General features: G+C 64.2%; 18 protein-coding genes. 12 read left to right on the top strand and 6 right to left on the bottom strand.

The genetic code is table 11. The features are described from left to right. Window positions 1–3: 3 nt before the first annotated feature. From ACIP0B_RS17920 to ACIP0B_RS17910, 3 genes are read right to left on the bottom strand one after another with little or no spacing between them, the layout of a single operon-like run. Window positions 4–771, bottom strand: a complete 768-nt coding sequence (locus ACIP0B_RS17920) for a TerB family tellurite resistance protein (protein ID WP_400834417.1) — start codon at window positions 769–771, stop codon at window positions 4–6. Between the two features lies 1 nt (window position 772). Further along, window positions 773–1,444: an N-acetylmuramate alpha-1-phosphate uridylyltransferase MurU gene (gene murU / locus ACIP0B_RS17915; RefSeq protein ID WP_400834414.1), complete on the bottom strand. Its 672-nt coding sequence runs from the start codon at window positions 1,442–1,444 to the stop codon at window positions 773–775. Further along, window positions 1,441–2,460, bottom strand: coding sequence for an aminoglycoside phosphotransferase family protein (locus ACIP0B_RS17910; RefSeq protein WP_400834411.1), 1,020 nt, complete (start codon window positions 2,458–2,460; stop codon window positions 1,441–1,443). The genes murU and ACIP0B_RS17910 overlap by 4 nt, the downstream gene beginning before the upstream one ends. Before the next feature lie 130 nt (window positions 2,461–2,590). Here ACIP0B_RS17910 and ACIP0B_RS17905 point away from each other — a divergent pair, with 130 nt between their 5' ends. The 11 genes from ACIP0B_RS17905 to ACIP0B_RS17855 all read left to right on the top strand — a co-directional run bounded on the left by ACIP0B_RS17905 (window position 2,591) and on the right by ACIP0B_RS17855 (window position 16,777). Beyond that, on the top strand, window positions 2,591–5,392 hold the full coding sequence (locus tag ACIP0B_RS17905) for an LPS-assembly protein LptD (RefSeq protein ID WP_400834408.1): 2,802 nt from the start codon (window positions 2,591–2,593) through the stop codon (window positions 5,390–5,392). After that, window positions 5,373–6,689: a peptidylprolyl isomerase SurA gene (gene surA / locus ACIP0B_RS17900; protein ID WP_400834405.1), complete on the top strand. Its 1,317-nt coding sequence runs from the start codon at window positions 5,373–5,375 to the stop codon at window positions 6,687–6,689. Before ACIP0B_RS17905 ends, surA begins: the two co-directional genes overlap by 20 nt. Beyond that, entirely contained in the window at window positions 6,686–7,675 is a 990-nt protein-coding gene (pdxA, locus tag ACIP0B_RS17895; RefSeq protein WP_400834402.1) for a 4-hydroxythreonine-4-phosphate dehydrogenase PdxA, read from the top strand. The genes surA and pdxA overlap by 4 nt, the downstream gene beginning before the upstream one ends. Beyond that, complete coding sequence (rsmA, locus tag ACIP0B_RS17890; protein WP_400834399.1) at window positions 7,672–8,490, top strand: 16S rRNA (adenine(1518)-N(6)/adenine(1519)-N(6))-dimethyltransferase RsmA; 819 nt, start codon at window positions 7,672–7,674, stop codon at window positions 8,488–8,490. Before pdxA ends, rsmA begins: the two co-directional genes overlap by 4 nt. Before the next feature lie 114 nt (window positions 8,491–8,604). After that, window positions 8,605–8,985 (top strand): Co2+/Mg2+ efflux protein ApaG, encoded by a 381-nt coding sequence (apaG, locus tag ACIP0B_RS17885; protein WP_400834396.1) that lies wholly within the window; start codon window positions 8,605–8,607, stop codon window positions 8,983–8,985. Next, window positions 8,985–9,866, top strand: a complete 882-nt coding sequence (locus tag ACIP0B_RS17880; protein ID WP_400834393.1) for a symmetrical bis(5'-nucleosyl)-tetraphosphatase — start codon at window positions 8,985–8,987, stop codon at window positions 9,864–9,866. The genes apaG and ACIP0B_RS17880 overlap by 1 nt, the downstream gene beginning before the upstream one ends. Window positions 9,867–9,899: 33 nt before the next feature. Next, window positions 9,900–10,229, top strand: coding sequence for a thiosulfate sulfurtransferase GlpE (glpE, locus tag ACIP0B_RS17875; RefSeq protein ID WP_400834390.1), 330 nt, complete (start codon window positions 9,900–9,902; stop codon window positions 10,227–10,229). A gap of 296 nt (window positions 10,230–10,525) precedes the next feature. Next, on the top strand, window positions 10,526–12,448 hold the full coding sequence (locus ACIP0B_RS17870) for a PrkA family serine protein kinase (RefSeq protein WP_085586276.1): 1,923 nt from the start codon (window positions 10,526–10,528) through the stop codon (window positions 12,446–12,448). A 205-nt stretch (window positions 12,449–12,653) separates the two neighbouring features. After that, on the top strand, window positions 12,654–13,925 hold the full coding sequence (locus tag ACIP0B_RS17865; RefSeq protein WP_217894766.1) for a YeaH/YhbH family protein: 1,272 nt from the start codon (window positions 12,654–12,656) through the stop codon (window positions 13,923–13,925). Next, window positions 13,922–15,484: a SpoVR family protein gene (locus ACIP0B_RS17860; RefSeq protein ID WP_085586278.1), complete on the top strand. Its 1,563-nt coding sequence runs from the start codon at window positions 13,922–13,924 to the stop codon at window positions 15,482–15,484. The genes ACIP0B_RS17865 and ACIP0B_RS17860 overlap by 4 nt, the downstream gene beginning before the upstream one ends. Window positions 15,485–15,547: 63 nt before the next feature. Next, a complete protein-coding gene (locus tag ACIP0B_RS17855; protein ID WP_400834385.1) occupies window positions 15,548–16,777 on the top strand; it encodes a multifunctional CCA addition/repair protein in 1,230 nt (409 codons plus the stop codon). A gap of 119 nt (window positions 16,778–16,896) precedes the next feature. On the opposite strand, the gene folK is transcribed toward ACIP0B_RS17855, so the two are convergent. Both folK and folB read right to left on the bottom strand, forming a co-directional pair. Next, entirely contained in the window at window positions 16,897–17,421 is a 525-nt protein-coding gene (gene folK / locus ACIP0B_RS17850) for a 2-amino-4-hydroxy-6-hydroxymethyldihydropteridine diphosphokinase (RefSeq protein ID WP_400834382.1), read from the bottom strand. Beyond that, window positions 17,412–17,768, bottom strand: coding sequence for a dihydroneopterin aldolase (gene folB / locus ACIP0B_RS17845; protein ID WP_400834379.1), 357 nt, complete (start codon window positions 17,766–17,768; stop codon window positions 17,412–17,414). The genes folK and folB overlap by 10 nt, the downstream gene beginning before the upstream one ends. A 74-nt stretch (window positions 17,769–17,842) precedes the next feature. Between folB and plsY the strand changes: the two genes are divergently transcribed. Continuing rightward, window positions 17,843–18,412: a glycerol-3-phosphate 1-O-acyltransferase PlsY gene (plsY, locus tag ACIP0B_RS17840; RefSeq protein WP_400834376.1), complete on the top strand. Its 570-nt coding sequence runs from the start codon at window positions 17,843–17,845 to the stop codon at window positions 18,410–18,412. Between the two features lie 20 nt (window positions 18,413–18,432). Here plsY and tsaD read toward each other — a convergent pair whose 3' ends face one another. Continuing rightward, a complete protein-coding gene (gene tsaD, locus ACIP0B_RS17835; protein ID WP_400834373.1) occupies window positions 18,433–19,461 on the bottom strand; it encodes a tRNA (adenosine(37)-N6)-threonylcarbamoyltransferase complex transferase subunit TsaD in 1,029 nt (342 codons plus the stop codon). Window positions 19,462–19,654: the final 193 nt, after the last annotated feature.

Below are 19,654 nucleotides of genomic sequence, written 5' to 3'. Positions count from 1 at the left end.
TGCCTAGCGAAAATCCCGCCGCTCACGGATCAAGGTGTAGGCCGTGTGCAGCTCACGGGTCTTCTCCGTGGCTTCGCGCACTTGCGCAGGCGTCGCGCCGCTGCCGGCGACCTTGTCCGGGTGATGGCGGCTGAGCAGTCGCCGGTACGCCCGCTTGATCTGCGCCGGCTCGCTGGTCGCCGACACTCCCAGCAGACGCATCGCCTCCTGATAGCTCACCGCCGCACTGACGATGGGCCGCTTGTGCGGCTCGTAGTCCGCCGCCAACGCCTGCACCTGATGCGTCGTCCAACCCAGCCACTTGCCCCACTGCGCCAACAGTTCGCGTTCGCTCACGCCGGCCCGGCCGTCGGCCCAGACCATCCGCCAGCAGGCGCGCAGCACGCCTTCGGCCGCATGGGGCTGAGCCCCCAGACGACGCAGATAGCCGCGCAGGTTATCGTTGCCGGCCTTGCCGCGGTTGAACGCTGCAATGGCCCGGCGCTGGGCCGGTTCGCCCATGTCCAGGGCGCGCATTTCCTGGCGCGCCTGCTGGATATGCCCGTCGGTGACCCGACCGTCGCTCTTGGCCAGACGCCCGAGCAGCACGAACAGCAATTCGTCGTTGCGCAGCATCGGCCGACCGCCGAGCCTTTCGCGTAAATGCCCCCAGCTCTGCAGGTGCAGGCGCCGATCCAGCGCCTGTCCCAGCAACGCCCCAAGCATGGCCCCCGGAATGCTGGCTATCGCAAAGCCCGCACCGGCTCCAATCAGAGTCCCTGGCCACAACATATCAACGACTCGCTTCTATCAAGGTTTCGGCTTCGGCAAGTCGCTCATGGGTGCCGACATCCACCCAATGGCCGCTCAGCCGCTCGCCCGTCACCTGTCCGTCCGCCATTGCCTTGCGCAGCAACGGGGCGAGCTTGAACGCCCCCGCTGCGCAACCGTCGAACAGGTGCGGGTGCAGGACGGCGATGCCGCTGTAGGTCAGGGTCTGCGCCTGCGGCTGTCCGTCCCGCACACGGCCGTCGTCCAGGATGAAATCGCCGCACGGGTGATGGGCCGGGTTGTCCGCCAGGACCAGGTGCGCCAGGCCGGCGATCGGCTGATGCAGCACGCTGAAGTCGTAATCGGTCCAGATGTCGCCGTTGACCACCAGGAACGCCTCGTCGCCGAGCAGCGGCAGCGCCCGGAATATCCCGCCGCCGGTCTCCAGCGGCTCGCCCTCCGGCGAGTAGCGGATGCGCACGCCGTAGCGCGAGCCGTCGCCCAGGTAGTCTTCGATCTGCTGCCCGAGCCAGGCATGGTTGATCACGATGTCATCGAAGCCTGCCGCCGCCAGGGCATGCAGGTGATATTCGATCAGCGGGACGCCGCCGGCGCGCACCAGCGGTTTGGGCGTGGTCAGGGTCAAGGGGCGCATGCGCTCGCCCTTGCCCGCCGCCAGAATCATTGCCTTCATGCGCTCGCCCCGTCACGCAGGCCGGCCAGCAGCGCCCGCAGCGGTTCCAGCTCGGGACGGCGGGCGATCACTTCGTCTATATAGGCGAAGAAGCGCGGCACGTCGCCCAGATAGCGCGGCTTGCCGTCGCGGTGGCAAATGCGCGCGAAGATGCCGATGACCTTGAGGTGACGCTGCACCCCCATCAGGTCGCTGGCGCGCAGGAACGCCTCGAAATCCGGCTGCACCGGAATGCCCAGCGCCGAGGCCTGCTGCCAGTAGCCGTGCAGCCAGCCGCGCACACGTTCCTGGGGCCAGCTGAGGAAGGCGTCCTTGAACAGGCAAGTCACGTCATACGTCACCGGGCCGTACACCGCGTCCTGGAAATCCAGCACGCCGGGGTTCGGCTCGCTGAGCATCAGGTTACGCGGCATGTAGTCGCGGTGCACCAGCACTTTGGGCTGGGCCAGGGCACTGTCGATCAGCAGGTCGCTGACTTGCTGCCACAGCTGCTGCCGGGCCGGATCGAACTCGATGCCCAGCTCGCGCTTCACGTACCACTCCGGGAACAGCTCCAGCTCGCGCTTGAGCAAGGCGACGTCGTAGCTGGGCAGCGGCGCCACCATCGGCAACTGCTGAAACGCCAGCAGCGCCTGCAGGGCATCGCTGAAAAGCGCGTCGGCGTTGTCGCTGCCGATCACGTCCAGATAGGTCTTGTTGCCCAGGTCGTTGAGCAGCAAAAAGCCGCGCTCAAGGTCCTGCGCATAAATTTCCGGCACGTTGATGCCGGATTTCGCCAGCAGGAAGGCGATGTCCACGAACGGTTTGCAGTTTTCCTGCGGCGGCGGCGCGTCCATCACGATGAAGCTGCGGCCGGCGCCCTCCCAGCGGAAATAACGGCGGAAACTCGCGTCGCTGCTGGCCGCGGTCAAGGTGGCCGGGGGGACGTCGCCCCACTGGCGGTCGGCGTAAAGGGCCGACAACTGCTCATCGAGCCAAACTTTCAGGTGTTGCAAGCGTACATCTTGGTCAGGCATTGCAAGGGTCTCCGACGGCGCTAGCCGTCAAGCGGGTCATGCTTTATTATCCAGCATCTTTTTCAGACCATCGAGAGGCGTGCGGCCCACACCGCGGGCAGATGGCACGCAGGAAGCCCGGACTAATAAGATGGCATTGAAATCCCCCGCGTTTCGTAAAAAATTTCCGTTGTTGATGACCGGCAGCCTGCTGGCCATGCAACCTCTGGCCAGTTCCTTCGTCGTCGCGGCCGAGCAGTATGACTGCTCCGTCTCGGCTTCCGGTGGCTGGGCCTGTGCGCCCAAGTCCACGGCCGCTGCCTTGCCGCCGCGCCCGGTGCATGACGGCAGCGCCGTCAGCGCCACCGGCGAAGCGCCGGCCGAAAGCGGCTCCAGCCAGGAGTCGGGCCCCAAACCCGTGCTCGTCACCGAGTCCAAGGGCCGTGGCCTGAAATCCCGCAGCGAAGACTACAGTCACCTCGACTGGGTGCCGCGCGAGAAGCTCACCGCTGCGCAACTGGCAGAGACCGGTCCTTACTGCTCTGGTTCCTATATCGAACCGATTCGTCCTGGCATGAATGACAAGACGAATAAAAGTGACGCCCCGACCTTCATCGGCGCCAAGGCCTCCCGCTATCAGCAGGACTCCCAGGTCGCGAGCCTGGCCGGCGACGTGGTCATGCGTCAGGGCAGCATGCAGGTCGAGGCCGACGAGGCCAACCTGTACCAGGCCGAGAGCCGCGGCGAACTGGCGGGCAACGTGCGCATCCGCGACAACGGCGCGCTGATCGTCGGCGACCATGCCGACGTGCAGCTCGATACCGGCGAAGCGAAGGTCGACAACGCCGAGTACGTGATGCACAAGTCGCGCATCCGCGGCAACGCGCTGTACGCCAAACGGGCAGAGAACGCGATCATCCGGCTGAAGGACGGCACGTACACCACGTGCGAACCGAACAGCAACGCCTGGCAGCTCAAGGGCAACAACATCACCCTGAACCCGGCCACCGGCTTCGGCACCGCGACCAACGTGACGCTGCGGGTCAAGGACATTCCGGTCCTGTACACCCCGTACATCTACTTCCCGATCGACGACCGCCGTCAGTCGGGCTTCCTGCCGCCGACCATCGGCACCGGCAGCGACACCGGCTTCATGCTGGTCACCCCGTACTACTTCAACCTGGCGCCGAACTACGACGCCACGTTGTACCCGCGCTACATGGCCAAGCGCGGTTTGCTGATGGAAGGCGAGTTCCGCTACCTGACCAAGTCCAGCGAAGGGCAGTTCGGCGCCGCGTACCTCAATGACGAGGACACCGACCGCAGCAAGCAGACCGACTACCAGAAGAACCGCTACATGTACAACTGGCAGCACAAGGGCGGTCTCGACTCCCGTGTGTTCACCTATGTCGACTACACCAAGATCAGCGACCCGTACTACTTCCAGGACCTGGACACCGACCAGATCGGCGTGAAGAGCGCGGACTACGTGAACCAGCAGGGTTCGGTCACCTACCGCGGCGACAGTTACGTCGCGCAACTGAACGCCCAGCAGTACCAACTGGCCACCGTTTCGAACATCACGCCGTACGGGCGCCTGCCGCAGATCACCTTCAATGGTCAGCTGCCGTATCACCCGGAAGGCCTGAACTTCGATTACGAGACCGAGCTGGTCCGCTTCGACCGTGATCTGAAAAACGGCACCTTCGTCAACGAAGACGGGATCACCACGGAACCGCGCCTCGACACCAACGTTACCGGCCTCGCGCGCGCCAACGGCGACCGCCTGAACCTGAAACCGGGCGTCAGCCTGCCGATGAACTGGACCTATGGCTTCCTGAAGCCATCGCTCAAGTACCAGTACACCCAGTACCAACTGGATCTGGACAGCATCGGCAAGTCCCAGGTCGCTGCGCAGACGGCAGAGCAGAACAAGGTCAACGGCACGTTCGACAGCAACCAGAGCCGTGGCGTACCGATCGCCAGCATCGACAGCGGCCTGTACTTCGACCGCGACACGTCCTACTTCGGCAAGAACTACCGCCAGACCCTGGAACCTCGCCTGTTCTACCTCTATGTGCCGAAGGTGGATCAGGAAGACATTCCGGTGTTCGACACCAGCGAATACACCTTCAACTATTCGTCGCTGTTCCGTGACAACCGCTTCTCCGGCTCCGACCGCGTGGGCGACGAGAACAAGCTGTCGCTGGGCGTGACCAGCCGCTGGATCGAGGAAGACGGTTTCGAGCGTCAACGCATCAGCGTCGGCCAGGCCCTGTACTTCAAGGACCGTGAGGTTCAGTTGCCAGGCATTGCGTTCAGCGACCGCGACGACGCCAAGTCGAACGTTTCGCCGTATGCGCTTGAGTACGAATACCGCTGGAACCGCGACTGGCGCACCACCGCCGACTACAACTGGGATCCGGACAGCCGCAGCCCGCGCTCGGGCAGCGCGATGTTCCACTACCAGCCTGAAGACAACCCGAACAAGGTGGTCAACGTCGGCTACCGCTACCGCAACGACCAGATCCGCTACGACCAGAACACCGGCAAGTGGTCGGTGGGCGGCGGCGACTACGGCGTGCCGGGCCAGCCTGGCTACGTGAAGGACTACTACAAGATCCAGCAGCATGACTTCTCGGTCATCTGGCCGATCGTTCCGCAGTGGAGCGCCATCAGCCGCTGGCAGTACGACTACAACCGCAACCGCACGCTGGAAGCCTTCGGTGGCTTCGAGTACGACAACTGCTGCTGGAAACTGCGCCTGATCAACCGTTACTGGGTCAGCTATGACGAGTTCAGTCAGAACGCCCCGGAAAACGAAAAAGGCGACCACGGCGTCTTCCTTCAAATTGTGCTCAAGGGTCTCGGCGGTGTCATGGGCACCAAGGTAGAGAGCTTCCTCGACAAAGGCATCCAAGGTTATCGTCAACGTGAAGACCAAGCTTTCTGATTGTCTGCGCCCGCTGATGCTGGGCGCGCTGTTCCTCGGTACTTCGGCCGGCGCCGCAGTGCAGTCCATCGACAAGGTAGTGGCCATCGTCGACAACGACGTGGTCATGCAGAGCCAGCTGGACCAACGCGTCCACGAAGTGCAGAAAACCATCGCCAAGCGCGGCGGCGGCCTGCCGCCTCCGGGCGTGCTGGATCAGCAGGTGCTGGAGCGCCTGATCGTCGAGAACCTGCAGCTGCAGATCGGCGAACGCTCCGGCATCCGCATCACCGACGAAGAACTGAACCAGGCGGTAGGCACCATCGCCCAGCGCAACAACATGACCGTGGACCAGTTCCGCGTCGCGTTGACGCGTGACGGCCTGTCCTACGAGGAAGCCCGCGACCAGATCCGCCGCGAGATGGTCATCAGCCGCGTTCGCCAGCGCCGCGTGGCCGAGCGCATCCAGGTTTCGGAGCAGGAAGTGAAGAATTTCCTCGCCTCGGACCTGGGCAAGATGCAGCTCTCCGAAGAGCTGCACCTGGCCAACATCCTGATCCCGACCCCGGAAAGCGCCAGCTCCGAAGCGATTCAGAGCGCCGCCCGCCAGGCGATGGACGTCTACCAGCAGCTCAAGCAAGGCGCCGACTTCGGTCAGTTGGCCGTCGCCAAGTCCGCCAGCGACAACGCACTGGAAGGCGGCGACATGGGCTGGCGCAAGGCCGCCCAACTGCCGCCTCCGTTCGACCGCGAGCTGAGCAGCATGTCGCCTGGCGAAATCACCCAACCGGCCCGTACTCCGGGCGGCTTCATCATCCTGAAGCTGCTTGAGAAGCGCGGCGGCGAAGGCCAGGTGCGGGACGAGGTGCATGTGCGCCACATCCTGGTCAAGCCAAGCCCGGTCCGGGACGAGGCGAAGACCAAAGAGCTGGCCCAGTCGCTCTACAACCGCATCGAGGCCGGCGAAGACTTCGCCGAACTGGCGAAGAAATACTCGGAAGACCCGGGTTCCGCCCTCAACGGCGGCGACCTGAACTGGATCGACCCGAACGCGCTGGTGCCGGAGTTCCGCGCCGTGATGGCCAAGTCGCCGCAAGGCCAGCTGTCCAAGCCGTTCCAGACCCAGTACGGCTGGCACGTCCTGGAAGTCCTCGGCCGCCGCGCCACCGACAGCACCGCCCAGGCGCGCGAGCAGCAAGCGATGACCGTGCTGCGCAACCGCAAGTACGACGAAGAGCTGCAGACCTGGCTGCGTCAGATCCGTGACGAAGCCTACGTAGAAATCAAACTCCCTGGCGCAGACCAGGCAGCGCAGTGAAACCCAAGCGTTTCGCGCTGACACCCGGCGAACCGGCCGGCATCGGTCCCGACCTGTGCCTGCTGCTCGCCTCGCAGGCCCAGCCACATCCCCTGATTGCCATCACCAGCCGCGACCTGCTCCTTGAGCGGGCCGCGCAGCTGGGGCTGGCCGTCGGCCTGCTGGCCGTCACCCCCGACAACTGGCCGGACGCTCCGGCGCCGGCCGGCAGCCTGTACGTCTGGGACACTCCGCTGAGCACCCCCGTGGTCGCCGGGCAACTGGACAAGGCCAACGCCGCTTTCGTCCTCGAAACCCTGACCCGCGCCGGGCAAGGCTGCCTGAACGGCGACTTCGCCGGGATGATCACCGCGCCGGTGCACAAGGGCGTGATCAACGAATCGGGCATCGCCTTCTCCGGGCACACCGAATTCCTCGCCGACCTGACCCACACCGCCCAGGTGGTGATGATGCTCGCCACCCGCGGCCTGCGCGTGGCGCTGGTCACCACCCACCTGCCCCTGCGCGACATCGCCGATGCGATCACGCCGCAGCGGCTGGAGCGGGTCACGCGGATCCTGCACGCCGACCTGCAAGACAAATTCGGCATCGCCCGGCCACGCATCCTGGTCTGCGGGCTCAATCCGCACGCCGGCGAAGGCGGCCACCTGGGCCATGAAGAAATCGACATCATCGAACCGACACTGGAGCGCCTGCGCAGCGAAGGCATGGACCTTCGTGGCCCGCTGCCAGCCGACACTCTGTTTACCCCCAAATATCTGGAGCACTGCGATGCAGTGCTGGCGATGTACCACGACCAGGGCCTGCCCGTGCTGAAGTACAAAGGCTTCGGCGCTGCGGTCAACGTGACACTGGGCCTGCCGATCATCCGTACTTCCGTCGACCACGGCACCGCCCTGGACCTGGCCGGCAGCGGCCGGATCGACACCGGCAGCCTGCAGGTCGCCCTGGAAACCGCCTACCAGATGGCCGAGACCCGTTTATGACCGAGCAATACCAACACAAGGCGCGCAAACGCTTTGGCCAGAACTTCCTGCACGATGCCGGCATCATCGACCGCATCCTGCGCGCCATCCACGCCAAGCCCGAAGACCGCATGCTGGAGATCGGCCCTGGCCAGGGCGCGCTGACCGAAGGCCTGCTCGGCGCCGGCGCCCAGCTCGACGTGGTCGAGCTGGACAAGGACCTGATCCCGATCCTCAACAGCCAGTTCGCCGGCAAGAGCAACTTCAACCTGCACCAGGGCGACGCGCTGAAGTTCGACTTCAACACCCTCAACGCCGCGCCGAACACGCTGCGGGTGGTGGGCAACCTGCCGTACAACATCTCCACCCCGCTGATTTTCCACCTGCTGGACAACTCGCACCTGATCCGCGACATGCACTTCATGCTGCAGAAGGAAGTGGTCGAGCGCCTGGCCGCAGGCCCCGGCGGCGGCGACTGGGGCCGCCTGTCGATCATGGTGCAGTACCACTGCCGGGTCGAACACCTGTTCAACGTCGGCCCCGGCGCGTTCAACCCGCCGCCGAAAGTGGACTCGGCCATCGTGCGCCTGGTGCCCCACGCCGTGCTGCCGCACCCGGCCAAGGATCACCGGCTGCTCGAGCGCGTGGTGCGCGAGGCGTTCAACCAGCGTCGCAAGACCCTGCGCAACACCCTCAAGCAACTGCTCACCAGCGCCGAGATCGAAGCGGCGGGCGTCGACGGCAGCCTGCGCCCCGAACAGCTGGACCTGGCGGCATTCGTGCGCCTGGCCGACCAGCTCGCCGAAAAGTCCGCGCAACCGCCCCAGGCCGACTGACCGGGCCGAGCGCCATCGGGCAACTGCCGTGCTGGTCTGTTGCCCGATACTTGCCTAGACTGAACACCATCAGCCGCACCCCCTGCGTTGCGCTTCGCTCTTAAGGCCTTTTGCATGTCCGATCCCCGTTATCAGGTCGACGTCAGCGTGGTCACCCGCTACCTGGCAGACCAATCGCAACCCGAGCACGACCGCTTCGCCTTCGCCTACACCATCACCGTGCAGAACAACGGCGACCGGCCGGCCCGACTCATGTCGCGCCACTGGGTCATCACCGATGGCGACGGGCATGTCGAGGAGGTGCGCGGCGCCGGCGTGGTCGGCCAGCAACCGCGCATCGAAGCGGGCGCAAGCCACACCTACAGCAGCGGCACGGTGATGACCACCCGGGTCGGCACCATGCAGGGCTCCTATGAAATGGTCGCCGACGACGGCAAGCATTTCGACGCCATCATCAAGCCCTTCCGCCTGGCCGTGCCCGGAGCCCTGCACTGATGGCGACCTACGCCGCGGGCGACCTGCAAGGCTGCCTCGAACCGCTCAAGTGCCTGCTCCGGCAAGTCGCCTTCGACCCGGCCCTGGATCGCCTGTGGCTGGTGGGCGACCTGGTCAACCGCGGCCCGCAGTCCCTGGAGACCCTGCGTTTCCTGTACGGCCTGCGCGATTCGCTGGTGTGCGTGCTGGGCAACCATGACCTGCACCTGCTCGCCGCCGGCCAGAACATCGAGCGCATGAAGAAGAGCGACACCCTGCGCGAGATCCTCGAAGCTCCCGACGGCCCCCAGCTGCTGGAGTGGCTGCGCCGGCAGAAGCTGATGCACTACGACGAGCGGCGCGAGGTCGCCATGGTGCATGCCGGCATCCCGCCGCAGTGGTCGCTGCGCAAGGCGCTCAAGTGCGCCGAAGAGGTCGAGTCGGCCCTGCGCGACGACAACCTGTTCCCGGCCTACCTGGACGGCATGTACGGCAACGAGCCGGCGAAATGGGACAACGACCTCAAGGGCGTGCCGCGCCTGCGGGTCATCACCAACTATTTCACCCGCATGCGCTTCTGCACCCCCGAGGGCAAGCTCGACCTCAAGAGCAAGGAAGGCCTGGACACCGCCCCGCCCGGCTACAAGCCCTGGTTCCAGCACAAGGAGCGCAAGACCCGCGGCCTGCGGATCATCTTCGGCCACTGGGCGGCGCTGGAAGGCAACGTCCGCGAGCCCGGCATCTGCGCCCTCGACACCGGTTGCGTGTGGGGCGGCAGCCTGACCCTGATGAACGTCGACAGCGGCGAACGCGTGTCGTGCAAATGCGACGACCACGGCAACGTCCTGCCGACCGTCGCCCCACCCATCCAACAAACCTCGTCAGCCAGCGCCCCGCGCTAGACTGCGTCTTCAGCCGGACCACAGGAACCCGCCATGAGCGAATTCAAACGCATTCCCCCGGATCAGGCCCAGGCCCTGCGCGAGCAAGGCGCCGTGGTGGTCGACATCCGCGACCCGCAAGCCTACGCCAACGGCCATGTCGCCGGATCGCACCACCTGGACAACCACTCCGTCGCCGACTTCATCCGCAACGCCGACCTCGACGCCCCGACGGTGGTGGTCTGCTACCACGGCAACTCCAGCCAAAGCGCGGCCGCCTACCTGGTCGGCCAGGGCTTCTCCAACGTCTACAGCCTGGACGGCGGCTTCGAACTGTGGCGCACGACATATCCTGCGGAAACCGCCCAAGGCACCGCCGAATAATTTTTTTGCGACCTGCAAGCCCCGGCCCCTGCGGGCTTGCACGGTGGCGGACGAACGGTCTGCCACAACTAATTACGCATCTCGCCTTTACCTCGCCAATTCCCAACTATCCTTAAGCCCAGGCCATCCAAAACAGGGGAGAGCCGGTACACCGGCGCACGGGTCATCGGGAGTAGCTTTCGCGGTTGTCGGCGCGGAAGAGTTCTGGGGGGTAAACAACAGCTGCTCAAGCGGCTGCTTGCCAGCATCGACTGAGTGATCCGGCGTCGGCTCCACGTATCGAGCGAGGTGACGTCATGAGTATCTTTAGCCACTTCCAACAACGCTTCGAGTCCACACGCCAGGAAGAATTCTCGCTGCAGGAATACCTGGAACTGTGCAAAAAGGACCGCAGCGCCTACGTTTCCGCCGCCGAGCGTCTGTTGCTGGCCATCGGCGAACCCGAGCTGCTCGACACCTCGACCAATTCGAGGCTGTCACGCATCTTCTCCAACAAGGTGATCCGCCGCTATCCGGCCTTTGAAGACTTCCACGGGATGGAAGAATGCATCGACCAGATCGTGTCGTATTTCCGCCATGCGGCCCAGGGCCTGGAAGAGAAGAAACAGATCCTCTACCTGCTCGGCCCGGTCGGCGGCGGCAAGTCGTCCCTGGCCGAAAAGCTCAAGCAACTGATGGAAAAGGTGCCCTTCTACGCCATCAAGGGCTCGCCGGTGTTCGAATCGCCCCTGGGGCTGTTCAACGCCACCGAGGACGGCGCGATCCTCGAAGAGGACTTCGGCATCCCCCGGCGCTACCTGAACACCATCATGTCGCCCTGGGCGACCAAGCGTCTCGCCGAGTTCGGCGGTGACATCAGCCAGTTCCGCGTGGTCAAGCTGTACCCCTCGATCCTCAATCAGATCGCCGTGGCCAAGACCGAACCGGGCGACGAGAACAACCAGGACATCTCCGCGCTGGTGGGCAAGGTCGATATCCGCAAGCTGGAGGAATTCCCGCAGAACGACGCCGACGCCTACAGCTATTCCGGGGCGCTGTGCCGGGCCAACCAGGGCCTGATGGAATTCGTCGAGATGTTCAAGGCGCCCATCAAGGTGCTGCACCCGTTGCTGACCGCCACCCAGGAAGGCAACTACAACAGCACCGAAGGCCTGGGCGCGATTCCGTTCACCGGCATCCTGCTGGCCCACTCCAACGAATCGGAGTGGCACACCTTCCGCAACAACAAGAACAACGAAGCCTTCATCGACCGGATCTACATCGTCAAGGTGCCTTACTGCCTGCGGGTCAGCGACGAGGTGAAGATCTACGACAAGCTGCTGTTCAACAGCTCCCTGGCACGGGCCCACTGCGCACCGGACACCCTGAAGATGCTGGCGCAGTTCACCGTGCTGTCGCGCCTCAAGGAGCCTGAGAACTCCAACATCTATTCGAAGATGCGGGTGTACGACGGCGAAAACCTCAAGGACACCGATCCGAAGGCCAAATCGATCCAGGAATACCGCGATGCGGCGGGCGTCGACGAGGGCATGAACGGCCTGTCGACCCGGTTTGCCTTCAAGATCCTGTCCAAGGTCTTCAACTTCGACCCGCACGAGATCGCCGCCAACCCGGTGCACCTGCTCTATGTGCTGGAACAGCAGATCGAACAGGAACAGTTCCAGGCCGAGACCCGCGAACGCTACCTGCGCTACCTGAAGGAATACCTCGCACCGCGCTACATCGAGTTCATCGGCAAGGAGATCCAGACCGCCTACCTCGAGTCCTACAGCGAGTACGGCCAGAACATCTTCGACCGCTACGTGCTGTACGCGGACTTCTGGATCCAGGACCAGGAATACCGCGATCCGGAAACCGGCGAGATCCTCAACCGCGTCGCCCTCAACGAGGAACTGGAAAAGATCGAGAAACCGGCCGGCATCAGCAATCCGAAGGATTTTCGCAACGAGATCGTCAACTTCGTGCTGCGCGCCCGGGCCAACAACAACGGCAAGAACCCGACCTGGCTCAGCTACGAGAAACTGCGGGTGGTCATCGAGAAGAAAATGTTCTCGAACACCGAAGACCTGCTGCCGGTCATCAGCTTCAACGCCAAGGCCAGCAAAGAGGATCAGCAGAAGCACAACGACTTCGTCACCAGGATGGTCGAACGCGGCTACACCGACAAACAGGTACGACTGCTCTCCGAGTGGTACCTGCGGGTCAGGAAATCACAGTAACCCGCGGCCGGTCAGACCGGTTGTCGTCAGCCCGGGGCCTGTGTGCGCATTTTCTGTTACACAGGCCTCAGGAAGGTGTTCCAAAGGCGGTAGCGGGGTTCAGGCAGCACCCAAAGCGCTTGGGGGAGCGTGTACGTCCCTTGGCATTCGGTTCAATGCTGCATGAGCGCTCGGCCCTTTGCAGGACAGCTTCTAAGGAGCAGTCATGAGCTATGTGATCGACCGACGCCTCAATGGCAAGAACAAGAGCACGGTGAACCGCCAGCGCTTCCTGCGGCGCTACCGTGACCACATCAAGAAGGCTGTCGAAGAAGCCGTCAGCCGGCGCTCCATCACCGACATGGAGCACGGCGAGCAGATCAGCATCCCCGGTCGCGACATCGACGAACCGGTGCTTCACCATGGCCGCGGCGGCAAGCAGACCGTGGTGCACCCCGGCAACAAGGAGTTCACCGCCGGCGAACACATCGCCCGCCCGCCGGGAGGCGGCGGAGGCCGGGGCCCCGGCAAGGCCGGCAACTCCGGCGAGGGCATGGACGAGTTCGTCTTCCAGATCACCCAGGAGGAATTCCTCGAATTCATGTTCGAGGACCTCGAACTGCCGAACCTGGTCAAACGCAACCTGACCGGCACCGACACCTTCAAGACCGTGCGCGCCGGCATCAGCAACGAGGGCAACCCCTCGCGCATCAACATCATCCGCACTCTGCGCTCGGCCCATGCCCGGCGCATCGCGCTGTCCGGCAGCAGCCGGTCGAAACTGCGCGAAGCGAAAGAGGAACTGGCCCGGCTCAAGCGCGAAGAGCCGGACAACTTCGGCGATATCCAGGATCTGGAGGCGGAAATCGAGAAACTCAGCGCCCGCATCCATCGGGTGCCCTTCCTCGATACCTTCGACCTCAAGTACAACCTGCTGATCAAGCAGCCCAACCCCAGCTCCAAGGCGGTCATGTTCTGCCTGATGGACGTGTCCGGCTCCATGACCCAGGCGACCAAGGACATCGCCAAGCGCTTCTTCATCCTGCTGTACCTGTTCCTCAAGCGGAACTACGACAAGATCGACGTGGTGTTCATCCGCCACCACACCAGCGCCCGGGAAGTGGACGAGGAGGAGTTCTTCTACTCGCGGGAAACCGGCGGCACCATCGTCTCCAGCGCCCTGAAGCTGATGCAGGAGATCATGGCCGAGCGCTATCCGAGCAACGAATGGAACATCTATGCCGCCCAGGCCTCCGACGGCGACAACTGGAACGACGACTCGCCGATCTGCCGCGACATCCTGATCAACCAGATCATGCCGTTCGTGCAGTACTACACTTATGTGGAGATCACCCCCCGCGAGCACCAGGCCCTCTGGTACGAATACGAACGCATCGCCGAAGCCTTTTCCGACACGTTTGCCCAGCAGCAACTGGTCTCGGCCGGGGATATCTATCCGGTCTTCCGTGAACTCTTCCAGCGCAGGTTAGTGACATGACCGCCAAAGAGCAGAAGCGCCAACCCATCTCCACCGGCTCCGAATGGACGTTCGAGCTGATCCAGGCGTACGACCGCGAAATCGCCCGCATCGCGGCCCGCTATGCGCTGGACACCTACCCCAACCAGATCGAGGTGATCACCGCCGAGCAGATGATGGACGCCTACGCGTCGGTCGGCATGCCGCTGGGCTATCACCATTGGTCCTACGGCAAGCACTTCCTCAGCACCGAGAAATCCTACAGCCGCGGGCAGATGGGCCTGGCCTACGAGATCGTGATCAACTCGGATCCGTGCATCGCCTACCTGATGGAGGAGAACACCATCTGCATGCAGGCGCTGGTGGTGGCCCACGCCTGCTACGGCCACAACAGCTTCTTCAAGGGCAACTACCTGTTCCGCACCTGGACCGACGCCAGCTCGATCATCGATTACCTGGTGTTCGCCAAGCAGTACATCATGCAGTGCGAGGAGCGCCACGGCATTGACGCGGTGGAGGACCTGCTCGATTCCTGCCACGCCCTGATGAACTACGGCGTGGACCGCTACAAACGGCCTTATCCGATTTCCGCCGAGGAGGAACGCCGGCGGCAGAAGGACCGCGAAGAGCACCTGCAGAAGCAGATCAACGATCTGTGGCGCACCATTCCCAAAGGCACCGACAAGCTCAGCGACAAGGACAACGCCAGGTTCCCCGCCGAGCCGCAGGAGAACATCCTGTACTTCATCGAGAAGCACGCGCCGCTGCTGGAGCCGTGGCAACGGGAAATCGTGCGGATCGTGCGCAAGATCGCCCAGTATTTCTACCCGCAGCGCCAGACCCAGGTCATGAACGAAGGCTGGGCGACGTTCTGGCACTACACCCTGATGAACGACCTGTACGACGAAGGCCTGGTCACCGACGGCTTCATGATGGAGTTCCTGACGTCCCACACCAGCGTGGTGTTCCAGCCCGGCTTCGACAGCCCCTACTACAGCGGCATCAACCCTTATGCCCTGGGCTTTGCGATGTACCGGGACATCCGGCGCATGTGCGAGGAACCCACCGAGGAGGATCGGCGCTGGTTCCCGGAGATCGCCGGCTCCGACTGGCTGTCGACCATCAAGTTCGCCATGAGCAGCTTCAAGGACGAGAGCTTCATCCTGCAGTACCTGTCGCCCAAGGTGATCCGCGACCTCAAGCTGTTCAGCATCCTCGACGACGACCAGCGGGACGACCTGCTGGTGCCGGCCATCCACGACGAGGGCGGCTACCGGATCATCCGCGAAACCCTGGCGGCGCAGTACAACCTCGGCAACCGCGAGCCGAACGTGCAGATCTACAGCATCGACCGCCGCGGCGACCGCTCGCTGACCTTGCGTCACCAGCAGCATGACCGCAAACCCCTGGGCGACTCCACGGAAGAGGTGCTCAAGCACCTGCACCGGCTGTGGGGCTTCGACATCCACCTGGAAACCCTGCAGGGCGACCAGGTGATGAAGACCCACCACGTCCCTCCACGGAACGAACACAGCGAGGGGGACTACGGTCGGCTCGACCTGGCCGTCATTCATCTTTGATCCCGTTCCAACCTCCGAAAGTCCGGCGCAAGGGTTATCCTGTCGGGCCAACGGAGGTTTTTTATGCAGATTTACAAGGTCGGCGGCGCCGTGCGCGATCGCCTGCTGGGCAAACCGGTCACCGATATCGACTGGGTCGTGGTCGGAGCGACCACTGAAGAGATGCTCGCCCAGGGGTTTCGCCCGGTCGGCGCGGACTTCCCGGTGTTCCTTCACCCCAAGACCGGCGAGGAATACGCCCTCGCCCGCACCGAGCGCAAGAGCGGCCGCGGCTATGGCGGGTTTACGTTCCACGCCAGCCCCGAGGTCACCCTCGAAGAAGACCTGATCCGCCGCGACCTGACCATCAATGCCATGGCCGAGGACGACGGGCACAACCTGACCGACCCCTATAACGGCCAGCGCGACCTCGAAGACCGCATTCTTCGTCACGTTTCCCCGGCGTTCGCCGAAGATCCGCTACGTGTGCTGCGTGTGGCGCGTTTCGCCGCCCGTTATGCCGCACTGGGCTTCACCGTCGCGCCCGAAACCCTTGAACTGATGCGCACGCTCAGCGAATCGGGGGAGCTGGAAGCCCTGACCGCCGAACGCAGTTGGAAGGAAATTTCCCGCGCCCTGATGGAAGAGCAACCACAGGTGTTCATTCAGGTGCTGCGCGACTGCGGTGCGCTCAAGGTGCTGATGCCGGAAGTGGATGCCTTGTTCGGCGTGCCGCAACCGGAAGCCCACCACCCGGAGATCGACAGCGGCGTCCACACCTTGAGTGTGCTGGAGCAGTCGGCCCTGCACAGACAACCGCTGAGCGTGCGCTGGGCCTGCCTGCTGCACGACCTGGGCAAAGGCCTGACGCCGCAGGAGGAATGGCCGAGGCACATCGCCCACGAGCACAAAGGCCTGAAGTTGATCAAGGCGGTCAACGAACGCTTCAAGGCCCCGAAGGAGTGCCAGGAACTGGCGCTGCTGGTCGGCCAGTACCATACCCACGGGCACCGCGCCCTTGAGCTGAAAGCCACGACGCTGCTGGAGCTGCTGCAGAGCTTCGACGTCTATCGCCGGCCGCAGCGCTTCGAGGAATTCATCGCGGCCTGCGAGATGGACGCCCGCGGGCGCAAAGGCCTGGAACAGCGCAGTTACCCACAGGCGGACTACTTGCGTGGCGCCGCGACGGTGGCGCGCAGCGTGGCGGTTCAGCCGTTGCTGGAGAAGGGATTCAAAGGCCCGGAACTGGGCGAGGCGCTCAAGCGCGAACGGCTCAAGGCGTTGAAGGCGTACAAGGAGGCGGCGGCCTCCTGAAACGGGCAGTTCGAATCGTCGCACCGCCGCTCGCACAAGGAATGGCGGTGCTTACGGACTCTGTGCTCACCCAAGGCTGTGGGAGCCTGCCTGCTGAAGAGGGCGTCAGTGAAGGCGCCTCAGGCCGACAACAGATCCTCGGGGGTCAACGGCTCTCCCCGCCACTCAAAGGCCACCGGTGCCAGTTCCTGATCGATCTGCGCCTCTGCCCACAACGTGGCAAAGCTTTTTCCCGCGTCCGGATGCACCCGATCCGGCGCAATCAGCGACAACGGCCACAACACGAAAGCATTTTTCAGAATCTCCGCCCGCGGCAAGACCAGTCCGTCGAAATTGCCCGTCAGGTCGCCGTACAGCAGCACGTCGATGTCCAGCGGCAGGCCCTTGCGATCCGGCGCGTAGCGGCCGTTGTCCGCCTCGATGAACTTCAAGCGGCGGTCCAGCTCCATCAACGGCAGGTCGGTGAACGCCGAGACCACGAAATTGAAGAACGGGCCGCTCTTGATGCCCACCGGCTGGCTTTCGAACACCGCCGAACAGCGGATGTCCACCAGAAACGCGGCCAGGGCATCGAGCCCCGCGCGCAAGTGGGTTTCACGCTCGATATTGCTACCGAGGCCGAGGTAGACCTGAGTCAGCGACATCCGCGCTCGATCTCCACGCCCACGCCACCCTTGGCGGCCGGCACGGCGCCCGGCTTGGTCAGTTTCAGGCGCACCCAGGTGATCTTGAACTCGCTCATCAGCGTCTCGACCAGCCGTTCGGCGAAGGTCTCGACCAACTGGAACTGCGCCTGCTGCGCAAAGGCCTGGATCCGCGTGGAGACACTGGCGTAGTCGAGCGCCAGGGTCAGGTCGTCGCCGGCGGCGGCCGGACGGTTGTCCCAGGCGAAGCTCAGATCAAGGCGCAGGCACTGTCGGATGCCGCGCTCCCAGTCGTAGGCACCGATCACGGTGTCGACTTCCAGGCCCTCGATAAACACTCTGTCCAAGCACTTTTCTCCGTTGCACGACAAGGGCGCGTTGCGCCGTTAGAATCAGGGCGTCCTCGCCCGGAATAGTTAGCATGTTTTGGTCACTGGCGGCTTTCGCCTACCTGCTCGGCTCGCTGTCCTTCGCCATTCTGCTCAGCCGCCTGACCGGAAACCCCGATCCGCGAATGAGCGGCTCGGGCAATGCCGGCGCCACCAACATGCTGCGCCTGGCCGGTCGCAAACTGGCGATCCTGACCCTGCTCGGCGATCTGTGCAAAGGCCTGCTGCCGGTGCTGATCGCCTCGGCGGCAGGCCTGTCGCTGCAGGACCAGGCGTGGATCGGCGTCTGCGCCGTGATCGGTCACCTGTTCCCGCTGTACTTCCGTTTTCGCGGCGGCAAAGGCGTCGCCACGGCGGCCGGCATGCTGCTGGGGCTGTATCCGCCCGCCGCGCTGCTGGCCGTATGCGCCTGGCTGCTGACGTTCTACCTGACCCGCACCAGCTCGCTGGCGGCCCTCATTGCCACCCCCCTCACCCTGCCGCTGCTGGCTTGGCAGGAACCGGCGGCGCTGCTGCCGATGAGCACGCTCACGCTGCTGATCGTCTGGCGGCACCGGGGCAATCTACGCGACCTGTTCGCCGGGCGCGAACGGCATTTCTGAATGCCGCCCATGAACGGCGCTCATCCCAGCGCGGACAACTGCTCCATCGGCCAGCGCGCCTGCACGCTGATCGCCAGGCTTTCCTGCTGGCCGGCCTGCAGCCGCTGGCAACCGGCGAATGCGATCATCGCGCCGTTGTCGGTGCAGAACTGCGGACGGGCATAGAACACGCTGCCTTTCATGTCGCCGAGCATTTTCTCCAGCGACGCACGCAACGCCCGGTTGGCGCTGACGCCGCCGGCGATCACCAGGCGCTTCATGCCGGCCTGCTTGAGGGCACGCTTGCACTTGATGGTCAAAGTCTCCACCACGGCCTGCTGGAACGCCAGCGCGATGTCGCAACGGGCTTGCTCGCCGTCGTCCCCGGCGCTGACGCTCTGCTGCCAGGTGTTGAGGGCGAAGGTCTTCAGGCCGCTGAAGCTGAAGTCCAGGCCCGGGCGGTCGCACATCGGGCGCGGAAAGGTGAACCGGCCGGCTACGCCCCGTTCCGCCGCCTTGGCGATCTCGGGCCCGCCCGGATAGTTCAGGCCCATCATCTTGGCGGTCTTGTCGAAGGCTTCGCCGGCGGCATCGTCGAGGGTCTCGCCGAGCAAGGTGTACTGGCCGATACCGTCCACCTGGACCAGCTGCGTATGACCGCCGGAGACCAGCAAGGCGACGAACGGAAACTCCGGCGGTTGCGCCTCGAGCATCGGCGCCAGCAAGTGGCCTTCCATGTGGTGCACGCCCAGCGCCGGAATGCCCCAGGCAAAGGCCAGCGCCTGGGCGCAGGAAGCGCCCACCAGCAGGGCACCGACCAGGCCGGGGCCTGCGGTGTAGGCGATCGCGTCGATCTCGGTCGGCACGCAGCCGGCCTCGGCCAGCACCTGGCGGATCAGCGGCAGCATGCGCTTGACGTGATCGCGGGAAGCCAGCTCCGGCACCACGCCGCCGTAGACGCGGTGCAGGTCGATCTGGCTGAACAGCGCGTCGGCCAAGAGGCCGCGTTCACTGTCGTAGAGCGCGACGCCGGTTTCGTCGCAGGACGTTTCCAATCCCAGTACTAGCATGGGTTCTGGCCTTGTTTAGGCTGAATTCGAAGGCGCGCATGATAGTCGCCGCGTGATGCCCCGACCAGCGGTTTTCGATCAGAGGCTTTGCATTCCGAGCGTTGAGGGGTTAACCTCCGCAACCCTGAAAAACCGACGTCTTCAAGTGCTCTTTTGCCGCGTGGAGGTTGACCCCGGTAAGGACTGAAGGTAG

The sequence above is a fragment of the Pseudomonas sp. NPDC089534 genome, from assembly GCF_044749305.1.
Taxonomy (GTDB): domain Bacteria; phylum Pseudomonadota; class Gammaproteobacteria; order Pseudomonadales; family Pseudomonadaceae; genus Aquipseudomonas; species Aquipseudomonas ekonensis.
This window is presented reverse-complemented; position numbering and strand designations above follow the sequence as displayed.